Annotated in this window: 20 protein-coding genes; 5 read left to right on the forward strand and 15 right to left on the reverse strand. The window is 69.3% G+C overall.

Annotated features, from left to right (window positions below):
* Positions 1 to 143: 143 nt before the first annotated feature.
* Positions 144 to 971 carry a TatD family hydrolase gene (locus tag IU450_RS27525; RefSeq protein WP_195152634.1) on the reverse strand — a complete coding sequence of 276 codons (828 nt, stop codon included), beginning with the start codon at positions 969 to 971 and terminating at the stop codon, positions 144 to 146.
* 71 nt (positions 972 to 1042) lie between these two features.
* On the opposite strand from IU450_RS27525, the gene metG reads away from it, so the two are divergent.
* Both metG and IU450_RS27535 read left to right on the forward strand, forming a co-directional pair.
* The gene (gene metG, locus IU450_RS27530) at positions 1043 to 2629 is read left to right on the forward strand and encodes a methionine--tRNA ligase (protein WP_267470617.1); all 1587 of its coding nucleotides are present in this window, start codon (positions 1043 to 1045) and stop codon (positions 2627 to 2629) included.
* Positions 2630 to 2851: 222 nt separating this feature from the next.
* Positions 2852 to 3520: a TetR/AcrR family transcriptional regulator gene (locus IU450_RS27535; protein ID WP_195152636.1), complete on the forward strand. Its 669-nt coding sequence runs from the start codon at positions 2852 to 2854 to the stop codon at positions 3518 to 3520.
* Between the two features lie 98 nt (positions 3521 to 3618).
* Here the strand turns inward: IU450_RS27535 and IU450_RS27540 are convergent, their stop codons facing one another.
* A complete protein-coding gene (locus IU450_RS27540) occupies positions 3619 to 4371 on the reverse strand; it encodes an isocitrate lyase/PEP mutase family protein (RefSeq protein WP_195152637.1) in 753 nt (250 codons plus the stop codon).
* A gap of 82 nt (positions 4372 to 4453) precedes the next feature.
* On the reverse strand, positions 4454 to 5293 hold the full coding sequence (gene rsmI / locus IU450_RS27545; RefSeq protein ID WP_324197849.1) for a 16S rRNA (cytidine(1402)-2'-O)-methyltransferase: 840 nt from the start codon (positions 5291 to 5293) through the stop codon (positions 4454 to 4456).
* A gap of 320 nt (positions 5294 to 5613) precedes the next feature.
* Between rsmI and IU450_RS27550 the strand changes: the two genes are divergently transcribed.
* Positions 5614 to 7239: a phospholipid carrier-dependent glycosyltransferase gene (locus IU450_RS27550; RefSeq protein ID WP_195152638.1), complete on the forward strand. Its 1626-nt coding sequence runs from the start codon at positions 5614 to 5616 to the stop codon at positions 7237 to 7239.
* 425 nt (positions 7240 to 7664) lie between these two features.
* On the opposite strand, the gene IU450_RS27555 is transcribed toward IU450_RS27550, so the two are convergent.
* Positions 7665 to 8024, reverse strand: coding sequence for a GntR family transcriptional regulator (locus tag IU450_RS27555; RefSeq protein ID WP_195152639.1), 360 nt, complete (start codon positions 8022 to 8024; stop codon positions 7665 to 7667).
* A gap of 7 nt (positions 8025 to 8031) precedes the next feature.
* Positions 8032 to 9288 carry an arginine deiminase gene (arcA, locus tag IU450_RS27560; protein ID WP_195152640.1) on the reverse strand — a complete coding sequence of 419 codons (1257 nt, stop codon included), beginning with the start codon at positions 9286 to 9288 and terminating at the stop codon, positions 8032 to 8034.
* A gap of 124 nt (positions 9289 to 9412) precedes the next feature.
* Here arcA and soxR point away from each other — a divergent pair, with 124 nt between their 5' ends.
* Positions 9413 to 9901: a redox-sensitive transcriptional activator SoxR gene (gene soxR / locus IU450_RS27565; protein WP_195152641.1), complete on the forward strand. Its 489-nt coding sequence runs from the start codon at positions 9413 to 9415 to the stop codon at positions 9899 to 9901.
* Here the strand turns inward: soxR and IU450_RS27570 are convergent.
* The 7 genes from IU450_RS27570 to IU450_RS27600 form a co-directional block, all read right to left on the reverse strand.
* Positions 9870 to 10760: an SDR family oxidoreductase gene (locus tag IU450_RS27570; RefSeq protein ID WP_195152642.1), complete on the reverse strand. Its 891-nt coding sequence runs from the start codon at positions 10758 to 10760 to the stop codon at positions 9870 to 9872. The genes soxR and IU450_RS27570 overlap by 32 nt on opposite strands.
* Positions 10761 to 10823: 63 nt before the next feature.
* Positions 10824 to 11951 carry a glycosyltransferase gene (locus tag IU450_RS27575; RefSeq protein ID WP_195152643.1) on the reverse strand — a complete coding sequence of 376 codons (1128 nt, stop codon included), beginning with the start codon at positions 11949 to 11951 and terminating at the stop codon, positions 10824 to 10826.
* A 93-nt stretch (positions 11952 to 12044) separates the two neighbouring features.
* On the reverse strand, positions 12045 to 13862 hold the full coding sequence (locus IU450_RS27580) for a putative bifunctional diguanylate cyclase/phosphodiesterase (protein WP_195067816.1): 1818 nt from the start codon (positions 13860 to 13862) through the stop codon (positions 12045 to 12047).
* 67 nt (positions 13863 to 13929) lie between these two features.
* The gene (locus IU450_RS27585; protein WP_195152644.1) at positions 13930 to 16065 is read right to left on the reverse strand and encodes an Rv1355c family protein; all 2136 of its coding nucleotides are present in this window, start codon (positions 16063 to 16065) and stop codon (positions 13930 to 13932) included.
* On the reverse strand, positions 16055 to 16822 hold the full coding sequence (locus IU450_RS27590) for a hypothetical protein (RefSeq protein ID WP_195152645.1): 768 nt from the start codon (positions 16820 to 16822) through the stop codon (positions 16055 to 16057). The genes IU450_RS27585 and IU450_RS27590 overlap by 11 nt, the downstream gene beginning before the upstream one ends.
* Positions 16823 to 17070: 248 nt before the next feature.
* Complete coding sequence (locus IU450_RS27595) at positions 17071 to 17505, reverse strand: effector binding domain-containing protein (protein ID WP_195152646.1); 435 nt, start codon at positions 17503 to 17505, stop codon at positions 17071 to 17073.
* Positions 17502 to 17945: a GyrI-like domain-containing protein gene (locus IU450_RS27600; RefSeq protein ID WP_039801088.1), complete on the reverse strand. Its 444-nt coding sequence runs from the start codon at positions 17943 to 17945 to the stop codon at positions 17502 to 17504. Before IU450_RS27600 ends, IU450_RS27595 begins: the two co-directional genes overlap by 4 nt.
* Positions 17946 to 18314: 369 nt before the next feature.
* Here IU450_RS27600 and IU450_RS27605 point away from each other — a divergent pair, with 369 nt between their 5' ends.
* Positions 18315 to 19052: a uracil-DNA glycosylase gene (locus IU450_RS27605; RefSeq protein WP_195152647.1), complete on the forward strand. Its 738-nt coding sequence runs from the start codon at positions 18315 to 18317 to the stop codon at positions 19050 to 19052.
* 32 nt (positions 19053 to 19084) lie between these two features.
* Here the strand turns inward: IU450_RS27605 and IU450_RS27610 are convergent, their stop codons facing one another.
* The 3 genes from IU450_RS27610 to IU450_RS27620 form a co-directional block, all read right to left on the reverse strand.
* Complete coding sequence (locus IU450_RS27610) at positions 19085 to 19318, reverse strand: hypothetical protein (protein WP_043697915.1); 234 nt, start codon at positions 19316 to 19318, stop codon at positions 19085 to 19087.
* Between the two features lie 88 nt (positions 19319 to 19406).
* Complete coding sequence (locus tag IU450_RS27615; protein ID WP_195067772.1) at positions 19407 to 19592, reverse strand: ferredoxin; 186 nt, start codon at positions 19590 to 19592, stop codon at positions 19407 to 19409.
* Positions 19593 to 19595: 3 nt separating this feature from the next.
* Positions 19596 to 21059 (reverse strand): cytochrome P450, encoded by a 1464-nt coding sequence (locus tag IU450_RS27620; protein ID WP_195152648.1) that lies wholly within the window; start codon positions 21057 to 21059, stop codon positions 19596 to 19598.
* Positions 21060 to 21122 lie beyond the last annotated feature (63 nt).

The raw sequence follows: 21122 nt of genomic DNA on the forward strand, positions 1-21122 counted from the left end.
TTCAATATCACGATCAGATATCGACCCCGCAGGTAAATCACGAAACGGAAGCGCCGAAGTGACATAGAACACATCGCGCATATCCAGTCCCCTTGCGGGCATTCGTCACGCCCTCGGATATGCGGCCCTGGTGGACGCTCCGCTCAGATGCGGTAGACCCGCCGCGCGTTGGCCGTGGTGATCTTCGCCAGCTCCACCGGATCCTGCCCGCGCAATTCGGCCAGCGCGCGCACCGTGTACGGCAGGCAGTACGGCTCGTTCGGCGCGCCGCGGAACGGGTGCGGGGTCAGATACGGCGCGTCGGTCTCGACCAGGATCTGATCGTCGGGCACGACCTTGGCCGCTTCCCGCAGCTCGTGCGCGTTCTTGAAGCTCACGGTGCCGGAGAAACTCAGCACGTAACCCTCGGCCACACACGACAGCGCCATGTTCGTGTCCGAGGAGAAGCAGTGGAAGATAACGTTGTCCGGCGGGCCCTCGTCCAGCAGCACCGTCAGCAAGTCGTGATCGGCCTCGCGGTTGTGGATCATGAGCGGCTTGCGGATGCGCTTGGCCAGGTCGATGTGCCAGCGAAACCCCTCGATCTGCGTCTCGATGTCCGCGCAGCCCTCCAGCTTGCCCGGCCAGTAGTAATCCAGACCGGTCTCGCCGACGGCGACCACCCGCGGGTCGTCGGCCAGGCGCTCCAGCTCGGCCTTCGCGTCGTCATCGAGCGCGTTCGCCCTGGTCGGGTGCAACGCGACGGCGGCGAACACGCGATCGTCCCAGTGCGCGGCCCGCACCGCCCACCGAGCGGCGGCCAGGTCGTCGGCGACGGTGACCACCCGGCCGACCCCGACCGAAGCGGCGCGGTCCACGATCGCCGCGGTGGACGCCGCGTCGGTCGCGCCGCAGGCGTCCAGGTGGGTGTGCGCGTCCAGGATCGGCGACAGCGGCTCGGGCAACTCCGGCGCGGGACGTCCGGCGCTCATCGGCGGCCACCACGCGGCGCGGACCGCACGCCCCGCGAATCGGCGACGGGCATATTCACGCGAGCGAAAGAATGCACGCGCATTACAGTAGACACACCATGAGCGAAGCTGACCGCCCCGCCTTCTACATCACCACGGCCATCGCCTATCCGAACGGCGCGCCGCACATCGGGCATGCGTACGAGTACATCTCGGCCGACGCCATCGCCCGATTCAAGCGCCTCGACGGCTACGACGTGTTCTTCATGACCGGCACCGACGAGCACGGCCAGAAGATGCAGCAGGCCGCGGCCGCCGAGGGCATCCCGGTGGAAGAGCTCGCGGCCCGCAACTCCGATGTGTTCGAGGCGCTGGACAAGACGCTCGAAGTCTCCTTCGACCGGTTCATCCGCACGACCGACGAGGACCACCACGCCGCCTGCGCCGCCATCTGGGAGCGGATGCTGGCCAGCGGCGACATCTACCTGGGCAACTACTCGGGCTGGTACTCGGTGCGGGACGAGGCGTTCTACACCGACGAGGAGACCACGGTGCTGGAGGACGGCACCCGCGTCTCCACCGAGACCAGGACGCCGGTCACCTGGACCGAGGAGTCGAACTACTTCTTCCGGCTGTCGGCCTACCAGGACAGGCTGCTGGCGCTCTACGAGGAGCATCCGGAGTTCATCGCGCCCGCCACCCGGCGCAACGAGATCGTCAGCTACGTGAAGGCGGGCCTGAAGGACCTGTCCATCTCGCGCACCACCTTCGACTGGGGTGTCCCGGTGCCCGACCATCCCGACCACGTCATGTACGTGTGGGTGGACGCGCTGACCAACTACATCACCGGCGTCGGCTTCCCGGACACCGAGTCCGCGGCGTTCGGCAAGTTCTGGCCCGCCGACGTGCACATCATCGGCAAGGACATCACGCGGTTCCACACGGTGTACTGGCCCGCGTTCCTGCTGTCGGCCGGCGTGGAGCTGCCGAAACGCGTGTTCGTGCACGGGTTCCTGTACCACAAGGGCGAGAAGATGTCCAAGTCGGTCGGCAACGTGGTCGACCCACTGGAACTGGTCGAGAACTACGGCTTGGACGCGGTGCGCTTCTTCCTGCTGCGCGAGATCTCCTACGGCCAGGACGGCAGCTACAGCCACGATGCCATCGTGAGCCGGATCAACAGCGACCTGGCCAACGAGTTCGGCAACCTGGTGCAGCGCAGCACCAAGCTGGTCGCGCGGGACTGCGGCGGCGCGGTGCCGACGCCAGGCGTGTTCACCGACGACGACCGCGCCCTGCTCGATCTGGCGGGCGGCCTGCTGGAGCGCTGCCGCGCCGAATTCGACGCGCAGCAGATGCATCTGGCGCTCGAAGCGATCTGGCTGACGCTGGGCGAGACGAACCGGTACTTCTCCGCGCAGGCGCCGTGGGCGCTGGCGAAGTCCGGCACGCCGGAGGATCTCGCCCGCGAGGCGACCGTGCTGTACGTGACGCTGGAGGTACTGCGCATCGTCGCGATCCTGGTGCAGCCGGTGCTGCCGGGGTCGGCGAGCCGCATCCTCGATCAACTGGGGCAGCAGCGCAGGACTTTCGCCGATATCGCGACACCGATCGAGCCCGGCCTGGCGTTGCCCGCGCCGGAACCGGTGTTCCCCAAGTACATCGAGCCGAAGGAATGACCCGTCCGGCCCGCCGCGCGGCGGGCCGGAACCATAAGGCGCGCAATGCTTTCGCCGTCTCGCCCCCCGGCTACCCAGGGGTGGGCCGTACCTGCCTTTCCGTCATGGAATGTGTTGTCGGATAATGAAACACCGGTTCGCGGCCCTGCGACGCCCGGACCGTGTGCGATCGGTACGACGACGCTGCCGTTCGGGATCGGTTCCGGCACAGAGAGGGCACACATGGGCCAGCAGCATGCGACGGCATCCGCTCAGCGGTCGGGTTTCGCCGAGCGGCATCGGGCGGCACGCGAAGCCGTGCTCACGTCGCAGCGCGGCAGGCTGGTCGAGGCGATGGTGGAGTCGGTGGACAGCAAGGGCTATCCGGCGACCACGCTCACCGACATCGTCGGCCGCGCGCGGGTTTCGCGCACCACCTTCTACGACCATTTCGCCAACAAGGAGGAGTGTTTCGCCGAGGCGGTGCACACCGGTGTCGACATCATGGCGACCCGGATCGCGGACGAACTCGCCCAGCTGCCGTCGGACGCCGACGCCTACGCGAAAATCGAGTCCATCGTGGTCACCTTCTGCCGGACCGTCGCCACCGAGCCGGATTTCGCCCGGCTGGTTCTGGTGGAGTCGTTCAAGGTGAACCAGGCCGCCGTCGGCTACCGCGACCTCGCCGTCGACCGCTTCGCCCAGCTGTATCGGATCTTCTACGACCAGGCTCGCGCGGCGGACCCGACGCTGCCGGAGGTCTCCGACGGGCTGATCGCCCTGATCCCGGACGCGATCGGCGAGCGGACGCGGCGGGTCATCATCTCCGACGGACCCGCGCGGGTGCCGGATATGGCGCCGCTTTTCGTCCAGTTCGTCATGACCGCCCTAGGGCTATCGGTTCCCTCCTGAACGCCGCGAGAACATTCCGGCCGCCACTGCCGAGAGGCCTTTCCGCCGTGGGGGCCGGCGCCCCACCGGGTGGTCCGGTGCGGCACCGGCCGCGGGTCTCACTTCCAGCGGCCGAGCAGGGTCTCGATCTCCTTGGTCAGCACGGCCTGCAGGAAGGGGCCGAAGGTGATCCGCGCGACGCCCTGATCGGCGAGAGCCGCCTTGTCGGCCTGATCCGGCGCCACGGTGGCGCTGATCGGCAGCGGCAGTTCGCCGGTCAGGCGGCGCATGTCGGCCTCGGCGTGGCGGCCCACCGGGAACAGCACGTCAGCGCCCGCCTCGGCGGCCAGCTTCAGTCGCTCGATAGCGCGATCGAGACGGTCGGCGTCGGCGCCGTCCCGGCGCAGGAACAGGTCGGTGCGCGCGTTGATCACCACGTGCACGCCCGCGGCGTCGGCGGCCTTGCGCAGACCGTGCACGAGGTCGGCGTGCTCCTGCGCCGCGCGCAGGCGCCTGCCCTCGCTGTGCACGGTGTCCTCGATGTTCAGCCCGATCGCGCCCGCTTCCAGCAGCCCGTCCACCAGCCGCGTGGGCTCCTGCCCATAGCCCGACTCGATATCGACCGACACCGGAACGTCCACCGCCGCCGTGATCTGCCGCACCCGGGTCATCGACTCGTCGAACGTCATCTGCTCCCCGTCCGCGCGGCCGATCGAGTCGGCCAGCGGATGACTGCCGACCGTCAGGGCCGAAAAGCCCGCCGCCACGGCGACTTTCGCGGACCAGGCATCCCACACCGTCGGGAAAACGCCCGGATTCCCCGGCACGTGCAATCCGAGAAACGTCGTGGCCTTGCTCTCCAGAGAAGTCATACCGATGATCATGCCCGCCGCACCACCTCGGGTCGACCACCCACGGCGGAGCCGGACCGCACGGGCCCGGGGAAGTGGATCGCTACGAGGTGCGGCGCGCGGTGAGAACCGCGTCGTAGAGTTCGCGGCGGGAAACGGCGTGGGCGGCGGCGACCTCGGCGCAGGCGTCCTTCAGGCGAGCGCCCGCGGCGGTCAGCGATTCGACGGCGTCGACCAGGTCCGCGGGATCGGCGGCGGCGGGCTGGGCGCCCGCCAGCACCACCGTGATCTCGCCCCGCGCGCCCTCGACGGCCCATGCGGCCAGTTCGGCCAGGGTGCCGCGAACCACTTCCTCATAGGTCTTGGTCAATTCCCGGCAGACGGCGGCGCGACGGTCCGGGCCGAGGACCTCGACCGCGTCGGCCAGGCAGTCGGCGAGCCGGTGTGGCGCCTCGAAGAACACGCAGGCGCGTGACTCGGTGGCCAAGGTGCGCAACCATTCCCGGCGCTGGCCGGATTTGCGCGGCGAGAATCCGTCGAAGCAGAACCGTTCCACCGGCAGGGCCGACAGCGCGAGCGCCGTGGTCACCGCCGAGGGGCCGGGCAGACAGGTCACCGGAAGGTCGCGCTCGACGCACGCCGCCACCATGCGGTAGCCGGGATCGCTCACCGACGGCATGCCCGCGTCGGTCACCAGCAGCACCGTGCGGCCCTCGGCGATCTCGTCGAGCAGCATCGGGATCCGCGCGGTCTCGACGTGGTCGTAGAAGCTGACCACCCGGCCGGAGATCTCGACGCCGAGCGCCTTGGCCAGCGACCTGGTGCGCCGCGTGTCCTCGGCGGCCACCACGTCGGCGGTGGCCAGCCCATCGCGCAAGCGCTGCGAGGCGTCTCCGATGTCGCCCATCGGGGTCGCCGCGAGCACCAGCCTGCCCGTCGTCACTGTCGCTGTTCCGCCTCTCCGGATGTTCAGGGTATTCAGGCCGTACAAGTCGGGAGCCGAAGGGTTCGCGTTCCGGTCCTGCGTCGGTTCGTAGCGTATTCCGGTGTCGGCGACGACTACGGGCGGGTCTCGTGGGCCGGGTGGGATTGTCTCGGGGTCTACACCCGAGGCGACAGCTGATCTCGCACGGACATGGGTAACTCACCGGGTACGCCCATAACTCGAGCGCCACCCGACACAGGACCTCAACGCGACTCGTGCAACCACCCGACGCGTACGGCCTGAATACCCGCAGCGGCGGCACAGCATACGATCGGTGCGTGACCCAGGTGACCGACCAGCGCGCGACCGCACGGTTCGGAACCGCGCCCTCCTGGTCGAGTCCGGGACCGCTGCGGCCGACGCCCGACTTCGGCCCCACCGACCGACTGCGCGGCTGGCTGGTGACGGCGTTCCTCACCGCGATCGCGGCGGTGACGCGCTTCACGATGCTCAACTACCCGACCGACGCGGGCACTCCGGTGTTCGACGAGAAGCACTACGCCCCGCAGGCCTGGCAGATGCTCACCGGCGGCGGGGTGGAGGACAACCCCGGCTACGGACTGGTGGTGCATCCGCCGGTCGGCAAGCAGTTCATCGCGATCGGCGAGGCGATGTTCGGCTACAACGGCTGGGGCTGGCGCTTCACCGCGGCGGTCGCCGGAACGGTGCTGGTGCTGCTGGTGATCCGGATCGTGCGGAGGCTGGCGCGCTCCACCCTGATCGGCGCGATCGCGGGCATCCTGCTGATCGCCGACGGGCTCACCTTCGTCTCCTCCCGCATCGGCATGCTCGACATCTTCATGGCGCTGTTCGTCACCGCCGCGTTCGGCTGCCTGATCGTCGACCGTGACGAGATCCGCGCCCGGTTCGCGCGGGTGGACGCGCAGGGCCGGATCGGCGTGACGAATTGGGGGCCGCGCCTCGGGGTGCGCTGGTGGCGCTTCGGCGCGGGCGTGCTGCTCGGCCTGGCCTGCGGAACCAAATGGTCCGGCGTCTATTTCATCGCCGCGTTCGGCCTGATGAGCGTCTACTTCGACCTCTCGGCGCGGCGGACCTACGGTGTGCGCCGCCCCTGGCTCGGCGTGGCCCTGCGCGATGTCGGTCCCGCGCTGTACGCGCTGGTGCTCGTCCCCCTCGGCGTCTATCTGGCGAGCTACTGGGCCTGGTTCGCCAGCGAGACCGGCGTGTACCGGTACATGCCGGGCAATCCGTCGGCGCCGACCGACCCGATCGGCACCGGCGGATTCTGGTCGCATGTAGTGCCGGGCGCGCTGCGCTCGCTGTGGTACTTCAACGCCAGGTCGCTGGAATTCCACACGGAGCTGACCAATTCGGCGGGCAACCACCACCCCTGGGAATCCAAGCCCTGGACTTGGCCCATGGGCCTGCGCCCGATGCTGTACTACTACGCCGACGGCGGCGTCACCGGCTGCGGCCAGACCCAGTGCGTGAAGGCCGTGATGCTGATCGGGACGCCCGCCATCTGGTGGATCGCGGGTCCGCTACTGGTCTGGATGCTGTGGCGCGCCGTGGTGCGCCGCGACTGGCGCTACGGCACGGTACTGGTCGGCTACGGCGCCGCGCTGCTGCCCTGGTTCGCCACCCTCGACCGGCAGATGTACTACTTCTATGCCGTCCCGATGGCCCCGTTCCTGGTGATGGGCGTGGCGCTGGCGCTCGGCGACGTACTGGGCCCGGCGCGCCCGAGCACCATCCCGCGCAGCCCCGCCGGGACCTACCTCCCCGCCCCGCCGAACGAACGGCGCAGCCTCGGACTGCTCGCGGTCTGTCTCTACCTGGGCTTGGTGATCGCCAACTTCATCTGGCTATGGCCGATCCTCACCGCCCTGCCGATCACCCCGAGCAACTGGCACGACCACCTCTGGCTGCCCAGCTGGCGGTGATTTTTGGCAGCGCCTGCGGCGCTGCGTGTTCGCGGCTGTGTTGGTTTCTCCAGCGCCTGCGGCGCTGGGTGTTCGCGGCTGTGTTGGTTTCTCCAGCGCCTGCGGCGCTGGGTGTTCGCGGCCCCCTTGTGGCTCGCGTCCGAGCGACCGCCGCTGGCGACTTCGTCGCGGACGCGGCGGCCGCTCGGACGCGAGCCGGGCCGCGAACGGCGCATGCTCGGTCTCGCTTCGCTCGAAACCGGGAGCTGGGGTGGTGTGGCGCGTTAGGCGGTGATCGCACTACCTCGGTTTCGCCGTTGCCGGTGGGGGGGCGATGCTCGCTTCTTCGTCATGGACACCGCGCTTGGAGGCGGTGCCGGGCCGCGAACGGCGCATGCTCAGGGTCGAGCAGGTGTGATGGCGCGGATCCGCGTCCGCGCCGTGCGTCAAGCCTCCAGCGCCGCTTGCACGTAGCGCAGGGCGGTGGCGTCGTCCACGCCCAGCCTGCGCACCGTCGCGACGTACGCGGTGGCCGCGCGGCCTGCGACGTCACGGGTCGGGTCACCGGAGGACGCGATGAACGAGCCCTGTCGGCCACGGGTTTCGACCACGCCGTCGACCTCGAGTTCGCGGTAGGCCCGCGCCACCGTGTTGGGGGCCAGGCCGAGCTGGGCGGCCAGGGCGCGGACGGTCGGGATCTTGGTTCCGGCGGTCAGCTCGCCGGAACGCACCTGCGCGATGATGCCCAGGCGTAGCTGCTCGTAGGGCGGCACAGCCGATTCATGGGAGACCGTGATGGTGAACATGGCGGACTCACACGTCGTCTCGGGACAGCGGACAGGACAGGCAGCGGGGCCCGCCTCGGCCGGAACCCAATTCGGAGCCGGGTATGCGCAGCACCTCGATGCCCGCGTCCTCCAGTCTGGCGTTGGTCATCTCGTTGCGCTCGTAGGCGACCACCACGCCCGGAGCGAGGGCGAGGGTGTTGTTGCCGTCGTCCCACTGCTCGCGTTCCGCGGTGACGCCGTCCAGCCCGGTGTCGATGACCCGGAGTTTGCCGATGCCCATCGCCTCCGCGGCCGCGGGCAGGAACGGCTCGGGCCCGCGCATGCTGACCCGGCCGCTGCCGAGCCGCCCGCCGTAGTCGGCCTCCTTGCGGATCGTGAAGGCGCACAGCGACTCCCGCACCGCGGGGTACATCACGACGGCATCCGCGTCGACCATGGTGCACACCGTGTCCAGGTGCATGGTGGCGCGGGTCTGCGCGATCGGCACCACGAGCACGGTGTGCGCGAGGTCGTCGTCGAACAGGCTGCGCGCCAGGGCTTCCGCACCCGCGGGCGAGGTGCGCTCCCCCACACCCACCGCGACCACGCCCTCCGACAGCAGCAGCACGTCACCACCTTCGATCGGGGCGGTATGCGATTCGTAAGCGCGGCGCACCCCGAGGAAACGGGGATGAAATGCGTAGATGAGGTCGGTCAGCGAGGTCTCCCTGCCGCGCGCGGGCAACGCGAGGGAGGTGATCGCGACACGCGGCCCGACCCAGAACGACGAGTCCCTGGTGAACAGCAGATTGGGCAGCGGATCGATGACGAAGTCGCCGCCGTGGTGCATGCGGCGGACGAGGGAGGCGGCGTCGGGACCGAACGGCAATTCGTCGAAGGTCATACCCGCCATGAGGATTTCGGCCAGTTCTACGGCGGGCACGCCGCGCAGGAAGGCGGCCAGTTCGTCGGCCAGCGCGTGGCCGAGCCTGCGCGCGTCGACCGCGGCGGAGATGCCCTGGATTCGCGCCGCGCCGCTGACCTCGAGCGTCTCGGCGAGCAGCTTCGACAGCAACAGCACCTCGGTGCCGCGGCTGCGCAGGACGTCGGCGAACGCGTCGTGCTCCTGCTGAGCGCGCTCCACCCACGGGATCCCGTCGAACAGCAGCTGATCGTTGTTACGCGGGGTCAGCCTGCGCAGTTCGTTGCCGGGCCGGTGCAACAGCACCGTGCGCAGCGTGCCGACTTCGGACGTCACGGCCAGACGCGCACCCTCCTGCGCGGACACAGCATCAGCTCCCATGATCAGACCGTAGTGCGCCACGGCCCGGAGAGCACGCGATTCCCGGCTTCGGATGCCGATCACCGAATCCGGCCCCGGCACACCCTAACCTGAAGTATTGTTTAGGTGATAGGGAGGAGCGTGCATGTCGACAGCAGCCGATTGGCGGGCGAAAGAGCTGACCCCCGGGCAGCTCTCCGAGCGTAGTGGAGTCGCGGTCTCCGCGTTGCACTTCTACGAACGCGAAGGGCTCATCACGAGCAGACGCACCAGCGGGAACCAGCGCAGATACGCCCGCGAGACACTGCGGCGCGTGGCTTTCATCCGCATCTCCCAGCGCGTCGGCATACCGCTGAGCGAGATCCGGGCCGCCCTCGATCAACTGCCCGAGGGCCGCACCCCCACCCGGCGCGACTGGGAGAGCCTCTCGACCGTCTGGCGCGCCGATCTCGACGACCGGATCACCCAGCTGATCCGCCTGCGCGACAGCCTCACCGGCTGCATCGGCTGCGGCTGCCTGTCGCTGGGCAGCTGCCGCCTGGTCAACGAGCACGACCGGCTCGGCGCCGAGGGCCCCGGCGCCCGCGTGCTGGATGTGCACCTCAACTGCCCGTCGAAGCCAGCAGCCTGCTGAAGCGCGCGCTGGTGCGGCGCATGAGGAACTCGTAGGGAAACGCGAACTTGCGCTTCCACCAGTAGCCGAAGCGGATGTCGAACGAACTGTAGACCAGGAACCGGTTGCGTTCGATCCCGCGCAGGATGGCCGAGGCCACCCGCTCCGGCGGCACCGCGTGCTCGGCGAATGCCGCGGTGAGCCGCTTGATCTTCGGGTCCTCCTTGTTCACCCCGACCAGCTCGACGCTGCGCACCAGCGGCGTGTTCACCGCGCCCGGCGCCACCAGGTGCACCGTGATGCCGTGCTGCGCCAGATCGAAGCGCAGTACCTCCGACACCCCACGGATGCCGTATTTACCCGCGCTGTAGGCCGCGTGCCACGGCAGCGCGAGCAGGCCCGCCGCCGACGACACGTTCACCAGCGCACCGCCCTTGCCCGCGCGCACCATCGGCGGCACGAACGTCTCGATCACGTGGATCGGGCCCATCAGGTTGACCTCGACCATGCGCCGCCAGTGCTTGTGCTCCAGATTCTCCACGGTGCCCCAGACCGAGGTGCCCGCGATGTTCATCACGATGTCCAGGCTGCCGAACTCGGCGTGCACCCGGTCGGCGAAGGCGCGCACTGCGTCGTAGTCGGTGATGTCCAGCGCCTCGGCCAGGGCGACGCGGCCGCCCGAGGCGCGGATGTCGCTCACCGTGGCGTCCAAGCCCTCGGCATTGATGTCGGTGAGCACCAGTTCGGCGCCCTCCCCCGCGGCGGCCAGCGCGGTGGCCCGGCCGATACCGCTCGCCGCACCGGTGACCAGCACCCTCGCCTCGCGCACCGTTGTTCGACCCGCTCGCCCGCGACCTCTACCCAGCACTGCGCATCCCATCTCGAATCGCCGAATCGGTTCTCCGCAGGGTAGTCCAGCTGACGGCCACCGACCGCGACGCCGCTAACGACCCAGCACCGCGAGCATGCCCGCGACGGCTCGCGGCCAGGTGAACTGCTCGGCGCGGCTGCGCGCGGCTCGGCGGCGGCCGGCCTGCGGCATGGCCAGCACATCGGTGACCGCCCGCGCGAAGGCGGAGGGATGGTCGGCGGCCACCGCGCCGCAATCGGCCGTCACGATGTCGGCCAGCGCCGAGGATCGGCTCGCCACCACCGGCGTGCCCGCCGCGAGCGCTTCCAGCGCCGCGAGGCCGAAGGTCTCGTGCGGGCCGGGCGCCAGCGAGACATCCGCGGTGGCAAGCAGTTTGGCGACCATCGCGCGCTCGGAGATGAACCCGGTGAAATGCACGGCGGGCACCCCGCCCGGCAGCGGGGCCAGCGCGCGAGCCCGCCGCTGCAGCGCGTCCCGGCGCGGACCGTCCCCCGCGACGACCAACCGCGCCTCGATGCCCGCCTCGCGCAGCGCGCCGACCGCCTCGATGCTGCGGTCGACCCGCTTCTCGACCGACAACCGGCCGCAGTGCACCAGCAGCGGATGACCTGGCACGCCGAGATCGGCGCGCAGCCTGCGATCGCGCCGATGCGGATTGAACAGGTCGAGGTCCACCCCGAGCGGGACCAACTCCACGTTCGCCGCGCCGATGCGCAGAAACTCTTCGCGGGCGAACTCGGTGGTGCACACGACCATGTCGTAGTCGGTGGCGGTGCGCCGGTTGGCCACGTCGGCGCAGCGGCGCGCCACCGGACCGGGCAGCACCTGGCCGAGCAGCCGGTCGAGCCGCTCGTGCGAGATCATCACGCCGGTCACGTCGCGCCGCCGCGCCCAGCGACCGAAGCCGCGCAGCGTGAGCCGGTCGGACACCTCCAGCACGTCGGGCCGCAAACCGTTCAGTACGTCGGCCGCCCGGCGTGGGTCCGCGGCGCGGTAGCCCCCGGTCCCCGGAATGGCCAACGCGGGCAGCGTGATCCGTGCGACCCCGGTGGGCAGGATCTCCTCCGAGCGGCGCGGACCCGGCACGATCAGCACCACGTCGTGTCCGGCGGACACATACCCCTCACCCAGGTGGTGCAGCGCCGTGCGCAGCCCACCCGAACGCGGGCCGTAGAAGTTCGCCAGCTGAACTATGCGCACGTGGCCGATCGTGCAGCGGATCGGGTTACCCGCGCCCAACGGTGCGTGAACGGCCGTGAAAGAACCGGATAACCGGCGGCTGCGGCCGTGATCTCAGTGCGCGGGCAGTCCGCGCCCGGCCCTGGGCAGATCGAGGTCGAGCGGAATCCGGCCTGCGGCGAGGTGCGCCTCGACCTGCTCGGCGGGCATCGGCTTCGCGATCAGGAAGCCCTGCGCGCGGTAGCAACCGAGGCCGACCAGCGTCCGCGCGGCGACCGCCGTCTCGACACCCTCACCGACCACGCCGAGCCCGAACGAGCCGGCCAGGCCGATGATGGATTTCACGATGGCCAGGTCGTCGGTGCTGGCGCCGAGCCGCTGCACGAACCCGCGATCGATCTTCACCGCGTCCACCGGCAGCGCCTTCAGATGCGACAGCGAGCTGTAGCCGGTGCCGAAGTCGTCGATGGCGATCTGCACGCCCATCCGCTTGAGCCCGCGCAGCGTGACCTGCGTGCGGGCCAGATCCTGCACCACCACGTGCTCGGTGATCTCCAGGCACACCGAGCTGCCGTCGATGCCGAACAGGCGCAGGATGTCCTCGATGCGCTCGACGAAATCCAAGCTGACCAGCTGCACCGGTGACACATTGATCCGCATCACCACGTTGCCCGCCAGCCCGCGGCGGCGCCATTCGGCGAACTGCGCACATGCCGAGCGGATGACCCAGCGTCCCAGCTCACCGGCCAGGTTGGTGGCCTCGGCGACGGTGACGAACGCGGCGGGCGGCAGCAGGCCCCTGGTCGGATGCAGCCAGCGGACCAGCGCCTCCAACGCGACGATGCGGCCGGTGCGCAGATCCACCTCGGGCTGGAAGTGCAGCAGCAGCGAGCCGTCCGACACCGCGCCGCGCAGGTTGAGCTCCACGTCGTCCTGGAGTTCGAACTGAGCGCGCATGGTGTCGGTGAACACCGCGACGCCGTTGCCGCCGCCCGATTTCGCCGACAGCAGCGCGTGGTCGGCGCGGCGCAGCACATCGGCGACGGTGGTCTCCCCTGGGAAGCCGAGCGCCACGCCGACGCTCGCGCCCCGGCTGACGGACTCGCCGCCGACGGTGACCCGCCGGGCGATCAACTGCTGGATGCGGTTGGCCTCGTATTCGGCGGCCACCGCGTCCATCGGCTTGGCCGGAACGATGACGAATTCGTCGCCACCCAGGCGGGCGATCATGTCGTTCGGGTCCAGGTTCTCCCGCAACCGCGTCGACAACGTGCGGATGAAGTTGTCCCCGGCGGTGTGACCGAGGAAGTCGTTGAGGGCTTTCAAGCGGTCCAGGTCGAGGAAGAAGGCGGCCACCGGGCCGGGGCTGCCGGAGCGTAATCGCTCCTCCATGTGCTCGAGCAGCGCGCGTCGATTCGCCAGGCCGGTCAGGTCGTCGTGCAACGCGATATATCGGAGCCGCTCCTCCGCCACCACACGCGCCTGTAGTTGCGCGAACAGCGCCGCGATGGCGGTGAGCACGTTGAGTTCGCGGTTGCTCCACTCGCGGTCGCCCGACTTGACGAACCCGAGCACGCCGGTCGGCTCGCCCCGGGACAGCAGCGGCACCGCCGCGGAGGTCACCCCGGCGATGCCGGATCCGCGGCGGACGGTCTCCTGGTAGTCGGCGAATTCCGGGGTCGGGCGCGCGACCATCGGCTCGGTGGCGTTCTCCAGCGCCCGGAACACCGGGTCGGCGCCGTCGAAATAGATCACGCCGAGCGGGTCCGGATCGGGCACGTTCTGCCGGTGCGGCCACTCCGCGATGAGCACGGTCGCTCGGCGTTCGCGGTCGGTATGTCGCACGTAGCTGAAATCGACGTCGAAGTACTCGACCAGTTGAGCGAGCACGCGTTCGGTGGCGGCGACCATGGTCGTGGCGTCCACACCCATGAGCTCAGAGGCGACCTGGGTCACCAACGAGTCGAGTGTCCGCCGTGGCACATTGTCTCCGATCGCGCTAACTACTGGTGTCCACACCGAGCACCGGACGCCGCCTGCTGCGTACGGTGGCGGCGGAGGCGTAGCTCAGGCGAAGCACCAACGCCATGGTCTCATGCTCAGGCACTTCCAGCAGGTCCAGGAAACGGCCCTGAAGTGACGCTAGTGTATCCGCGAAGTCGGGAGAAATCGCAGCAAGTTCCGCATGGCGTCGGGCGTAGAGGTATACCGGCGAAATCGGTTGCACGCACAATCCGAGGCGCTCGGCCCGCACCCAAACCCGCGCGACGGCCGCGCCCGCCTCCGCATACTCGGTCAATCGCGGGTCGGTCGCCTCGAAGGTGACCGCCAGAATGGCGGAGCTGGACCGTACCCGGTCGGCGGTGTATTTCCCCAGCGCCGAGCCGCCCGACCAGGAGCGCAACTGCGCCATGACGTCGGCGCGGGTGGTGATCTCGAATGCCGCCCACTCGTCGTCGGTCAACTCCAAGCTGCGGGCATCGATCCCGGTGTACGGGTCGTCGTCCGGCCTGCGAACTTCGGCGAGCATTTCCTCGTATAACCGGGGCGTGAGATAGCGAATGCGATCGGAATCCGCCAGCAAACACGCAGCTTCTTCAATACCGCGCCGATCCACCACCGCGCGCAGCCGCGCGCCTGCCGATTCCGCGACCGCTTCGAGCGCATCGAGCACCCCGTCGGCCAGCCCGGCTCCGGTGCCCACCCTGCGGTTGGTCTCGCGGCGCAGGACAGCCGGATAGTCGGCGGCCAGCTCGGCACTGCGGGCGTTCCCGAGCCGAAGGCGGGCGAGAAGGCGACCGGACCCCGGCGCGCCCTCGACGAACTCGTGCGGGCCGAGAATCCCGTGCGCGGCCGCGGCGACCCGCGCGTTGTACACAGCCGCGCCGAGCGCGACGGCGCTGCCGCGATAGCCGATGTCCATCGCCGTGCTGTGTTCCGGCGCCAGCTCGATCGATATCTCGCTTTCCCCGGCTCCCAGCGACCACGGCTGCATGTTTCCCCCGGACGGAGCCCGCTGCGCGCAGGCCAGGATGCTCTCGATCGGTCCGCCCGCGGGCTCGGGCGGCGCCTGTGCCCAGATCGGCTCGTCGTTCGGCGGCGGGTCGGCCAACTCGTCGAGGTGCCGTTCCACGTCGACCCGGACGCGGCCGGAATCCAGCTTCGTCCCCAGTCCGATACGGCGGACGGCGGCGACCACGGCGGCGGCGCCGAGCGCGACGTCACCGGCCAGCTGCGGCCAGCTGGTCACCGTCTCGCCGACTTCGACCAGGCTCGCGCCCAGCCGCGGCGACAGCCCGGCGGCGCCGAGCAGCTTCACCACGAACGGCGCCTTCTCCCTGGAGGTGAGCCCGCGCAGATCCGCGGCGCGGATGTCGCCGAGTAATCCGTGAAACGCCGGGCGCTCGGGTTCGAGATCGAAACGCTCGACATCCAGCAAACCGCGGTCACTGGTCTCCATGAGCAACGGAATACGATGCCGAGCCGCCGCCTCCCTGATCACGAGTTTCATATCGAGCGAATCACATTCCTCGACGACGATCGCGAGACCGTCCAAGAACTCGTCCACCGAATTCTCGTCGACCCCCGCTTCGAAGACCTGCACCGGAAGATAAGGATCCAGCTCGGCAATACGGCGCGCGGTTACCACCGCTTTGTTCACGCCGATATCGAACAGCGTTCCCGGGACCCGGTTCAGATTGGACAACTCGATTTCATCGAGATCGGCCAAGCGCAATCCACCGCAAACGCCCTCGAGCGCGAGCAGATGCGCGATCGCATGCCCCGCGCTCTGCCCGATGATCCCGATGGTGCGTTCGGCGAGACGATCCTGTTCGACCCTGGTCAGTTTGTTCCGATTGCGATCCAGCCGAATCGCCCGGAAAGTTCGCGGCCCCGGCAATCCGACCACCGCGGCCCGCCACGGGTAGTAGATCCAGCGATCCGCTTCGGGCCCCTCCGGAATATCCGGCGCGGCGACAATTTCGCCGCGCTCGGCGCGCAACGACGCACGCAGGTCGAGGAATTCGATGTGCGGGTCCGCGCGCAGTGCGGCGAGTATCCGGGCGTCCTCCGGATCCGCCGGGTCGAGGATCAGCGGCCGGTGGTCGGCCACTCGGGGCCGGTCATCGTCCATGTCCGCGCAGGCCCTCCGTCCCCCGGCTGATTCCGCACCGCGTGACGGGCGCGGCGGGCAAGCCGAGCGCGTCCTGTTCGGCCTGCGTGAGAGACCGCTGCGATTCCTCGGCGAATGCGGGGTAACTCCGAGTGTCCCACCACAGCGGGACGGTTCGGTAACGCTGGTCCGGATACGGCACCGCGGGAACGCGCTCGGCGGGCACAGCGCCGCAGGCCTCGTGGCGGGACACGGTGAAGGAGGCCACCGTCGCGAAGCCGTAGCGTGCGCCGAGTAGCCGCGCGGCGTGCAGTACGGTGCGCGAGATCGCGGCGCTGAGTTCGGCCCGGTTGGCCGCGTCCCGGGCGACCCACGCGCCCTTGGCCTCGATCACGCCGTGCGGTATCCGGTCGGCGATCATCCGGCGCAAGGCGTCCGCGCCCGGCCGACCGGACCATTCGACCAGCGCGTGCGCCTGCCGCGCATCGGTGTACGGCCCTTGCATCCGCACCCCCGCGAGCATGTCGCCGTCGGCGTCGAGCGCGGTGAAGAACAGCGACGTCGATCCACCGTCGGCGACCGCGTCGTATTCGAGTGCGTGTTCGACTCCGAAACGCCGGTAAACATCCAGCGCCCCGTCCAGATACCGGTGCCAGAGCTCCGGCTGAACGCTCGGTTCGGAGACAAAGAACGCACATTCGGATTGCGCGTCGTAATACCGCAGCACTCCCCGCCCACGGGAGTTCCTCGGCACGACTGCAATCAGATCCACAGTCATGTTGTTCCTACTCCATCGCCGCGCTGTCATGCGCGATAGTCCAGCCCGATGCAGCCCCCCGCGGCCCTGCGCCGAGATGAAGTTGCCCAGGGCAGTATCCGTCATCGGACAGGAATTGACCAGCCGTCCGGCTAATTTCCCGAAAACTTGGCGGTACATGCGATATCTCCGCAGGTCAAACCATGTGCAATCAATATCGGAAATAACATGGAGACCAGTCGGTTCTGGGATAGCTACTGTCTAGCAAGCTAAACGAGGATGGAAATGAACAGTTCGACCGACTCCGGGCCGTGCCAGATCTCGATCTCTTCACGGTAGGCGCGCGTGATCTCCGCCGAGGCCGTCGCGTCGTCGACCTGCGCCCACACGTCCTCCACCGGATCGTGATAGTCGCCGTTGGGCGCGAAACGGGCGTAAACGCCTTTCGGTACCCGCACCAAGACGTCGCCCACCGGCACGGCGTCCGCAGCGGGGTACTCGAAGCAGACCACCGCGTTGTAGTTCCCGGCCGGATCCGGCACGTAGACCGTGTACATCGGATGGTCCTCGCCCGCCCGGTCGCGCAGCCGGTCCTTCAGGAACTCGATCAGGTCGCTGTTGCTGACCTTGAAGCTCGGGCGCACGCGCGGGACGACCAGCCCGCCGTAGACCGCCTCGGCACGCACCACGATCGCATAGCTCATCGCGCGTCGACCGCCAGGTACAGATCGATCTTGTAGGCGTGCGGATAACACTCGAAATCGCCGGTGTAGGTCCGTTTGATCTGGTTGTGCTCCTCGGCGTAGGCGATCTGCGTCCACAGGTCGGTCATCACCTGCGGGAAGTTACCGACCGAGGAGAACCGGGCATAGGCGCCGCGCGGCAGCCGGGCGACCAGGTGACCGCGGGTGACGTCGTCGAAGGACGCGCACTGATAGCCGACGATCTGAGTGTTGTAGGTGCCGAGTTCACCGGTGTAATCGGTATAGGCGCTGGCCAGCGGCCCGCCGAGTTCCTGGTGCAGCACCGCCGCCCAGGCGGCCTCCAGATCGCGGTCCCGCAGTTCCCCGAGCGCGCGTTTGGGGCTGCGTACCGGCAGCCCGGCAACCCACGTCTCGTCCCGCTCGACGATTTCAAACTGCATGAAAAGACTCTTTCGAAGGAAGCCGGAGGTCAACCACCGCGTCCGGTCGGTCGGAAACGCCATGCTACCAACCCGGACCGGGTGGTACCGATCACATATCGCCCCCGAGCGCCGCGCGATCACCCCGCTGAACTGGACAGATGTCCGAAGCGGTACGGTCCCGACGGGACCGGTCGACGAACGACGGCGCCGTCCGGCCGCCCCGAGGCACAGTGGGCACGATCGTCCGGTTCGCCCATCCCGTGGCCCCACCGAACGGAGTTCTGATGACCGAGACGCCGATCTCCGGCCGACGCAGGCGCGCCGCCGCGGAGCGCCCGTACGAGCCTCCCGCGGGCGGTGCCACCGATCCGGGCGGCCGGTACTGACATGTGCCGGACCATCGCCGAACTCGACGCGGCGGTCGCCGACTGCTTCGCCTGCCCGCGCCTGGTGGCTTGGCGCGAACTCGTCGCGCAACAGAAGCGCGCCGCCTTCCGCGACCAGACCTACTGGGGCAGGCCGGTCCCCGGCTTCGGTCCGGCGGACGCACGGATGCTGCTCGTCGGCCTCGCGCCCGCCGCGCACGGCGGCAATCGCACCGGCCGCATGTTCACCGGCGACCGCAGCGGCGACGTGCTCTACGCGGCGCTGCACGCGGTGGGTCTGGCCAATCAGCCGACGGCGGTCAGCCGCGACGACGGCCTGCGCCTGCACGGCGTCCGGATCACCGCCCCGGTGCACTGCGCGCCGCCGGACAACAAGCCGACGCCGGAGGAACGCGACCGTTGCGGTCACTGGCTGGACACCGAATTGCGCCTGCTGGCCCCCACCGTGCGCTCGGTGGTGGTACTCGGGGCGTTCGGCTGGCAGGCTCTGCTCCCGGTGCTGGCCCGGGCGGGCTGGGTGGTACCGCGTCCGCGCCCGAAGTTCGGCCACGGCGCGCATGTGGAACTGGCCGCGACCGAGGCGGGCCGACGCCCGTTGCGGCTGTTCGGCTGCTATCACGTGAGCCAGCAGAACACCTTCACCGGCCGGCTCACTCCGGCCATGCTCGAGGCGGTACTCGCCGACGCCGCCGCGGCCGCCGGGCTCGAGGTGCGGCGCGGTCAGGCACCGCGCGGGTGATCGGTCGCGCACCGCCGCTTCGATCCGGCGGCTCAGACGTGATCGACCAGAGCCGGATGACCGGCTTCGTGGGCGCAGTGCGCGCAGCAGAAGTAGTCGCCGCGCGCCTCGACCCCGTGGCCGAGGATGCGGCAGGAACAGTGCGTGCACGTCGGGGCCATGGCGTTGATCGCGCATTCGAAGCTGTCGAAGGTGGCGGACTCGCCGTCCCGGGTGATGGTGAACGTCTTGTCGTACTCGTTTCCGCACGTGTCGCAGGTGGCCATGAAGTTTCACCGGTCCTCTCGCGTCGATGGGCAGAGCATCGCAGTTCGCGGTACCCAGCGCGGGGGACGCAAAACGGGCCCGGCGACCTCAGGCCAGGCGCAGCGCCCCGACCGGGCAGCTGTCGACCACGAGCTCGAGCAGTTCCCGATCAGGCGGTGCGGCGGTGTCGGCCGGCGCGACGATTCCGTCGTCACCGACGCGGAACAGGTCGGGCGCGAGTGCTTCGCACATGCCATGCCCGGCGCACAGGATGCGGTCGGCGATGATCCGCATAAGTCAGATCCTTTCCAGCCGGATGGGCAGGCCATCGGCGGGCACCGGACCGGTTCCGGCGACCAGCGGCACCCGGTAGCCGTCCGGCACACTCCAGCGGTACCGCAACAGCATCTGGTGCACAACGGCTTTCACCGTCATGCCGCCGAAGTAGAGGCCGATGCACTTGTGCGCGCCGCCGCCGAAGGGCGCCCACGCGAAGCGGTGCGAGCGGTCCTCACGGCGGTGATCGGCGAAACGTTCCGGGTCGAAGGTGTCGGCATCGTGCCAGTACGCCTCGTTGCGCATGAGGCCGTATGTGCCGCACAGGATGAACGTCCCCTTCGGCAGGTAGTAACCGAGGATGTCGGTGTCGGCGATGGTTTCGCGGACCTGCTGGGCCACCGGCGAATAGACCCGCAGCGCCTCCTTGAACGCGAGGTCGAGCGAGGGCAGGCGGTCGAGATCGTCGTAGTCCAGCGCGGGCTTGCCCAGCGCGACGGATTCCGCGCGCAGCCGCTCCTGCCACTGCGGATGCCTGCCGAGTTCGTAGACGAGCATGGACGCGGCGATGGTGCTGGTGTCGTGGGCGGCCATCATCACGAAGATCATGTGCTCGACCACCTCGGCGTCGGTGAAGGTCTCGCCATCCGCGGTGCTCGCCCGGCACAGCACGCTGAACAGGTCGTCACCGCCGCCCGCGCGCTTGGCCGGCAACTCCCGGCGGAAGTGCTCCTCGAGCACCCGGCGCCCGCGCATGCCGCGGGCCCACACCCCGCCCGGCACGTTCGCCCGCAGCAGCGCGGCCCCGCCGCGCACCGCGTCCTCGAAGGCGCGCTCCAGCCGTGCCGCGTCCGCGCTGAGCTCGGCGCCTGCGAAGACTTCGGTGGCCTGCTGGAGCAGCAGTTTCTTGATCGCGCGATAGACGCGGAAGTCCTCGCCCGGCTCCCACCGCGCGATGCCGCGGGTGATTCGCGGCGTGGTCAGGCCGAGGTAGCCGATCAATCGCGGCCGGGTGAAGGCCTGCTGCATGATGCGCCGGTGGAAAAGGTGCTCGTCGAAGTCGCGCAGCAGCAACCCGCCACGGAAGAACGGGCCGATCAGCCACTCCCAGCCGCGCTGCGCCGACAGCACCTTGTCCCGGTCCAGCATCACGGCCTCGTACCCCTCGGGACTGCCGATGGTGACCATCCGCCGACCGAGCATGCCCATCCACTGCACCGGGCCCAAGCGATCGAATCTGCTGCGCGCGAACTGGATCGGATCGGCCAGCGCGTGCAGCGTGTAACCGATCCCGGGGAGGCCGAAGTCACCGGGCACGGGTTTCAGCCCGCTGCCCGGCGGCGGATCGGCCAGCGGCCGCACCGGCGCCGGGTAGGACGCGACCAGCCGCGCAGCCGCCCGCTGCGCGTGCCACGCCCAGGTGACCCGCGCCTGGCGGACCGTGCCGGAGACCTCGTTGATCGACTGGGGCACAAGCAGACTCATGGCCGTCTTCCCTTCGCGACACTGCGATGGTCCGACGATATAGGAAACAATCGTTTCCGTAAA

It is taken from the genome of Nocardia abscessus (assembly GCF_015477775.1).
Taxonomy (GTDB): domain Bacteria; phylum Actinomycetota; class Actinomycetes; order Mycobacteriales; family Mycobacteriaceae; genus Nocardia; species Nocardia abscessus_A.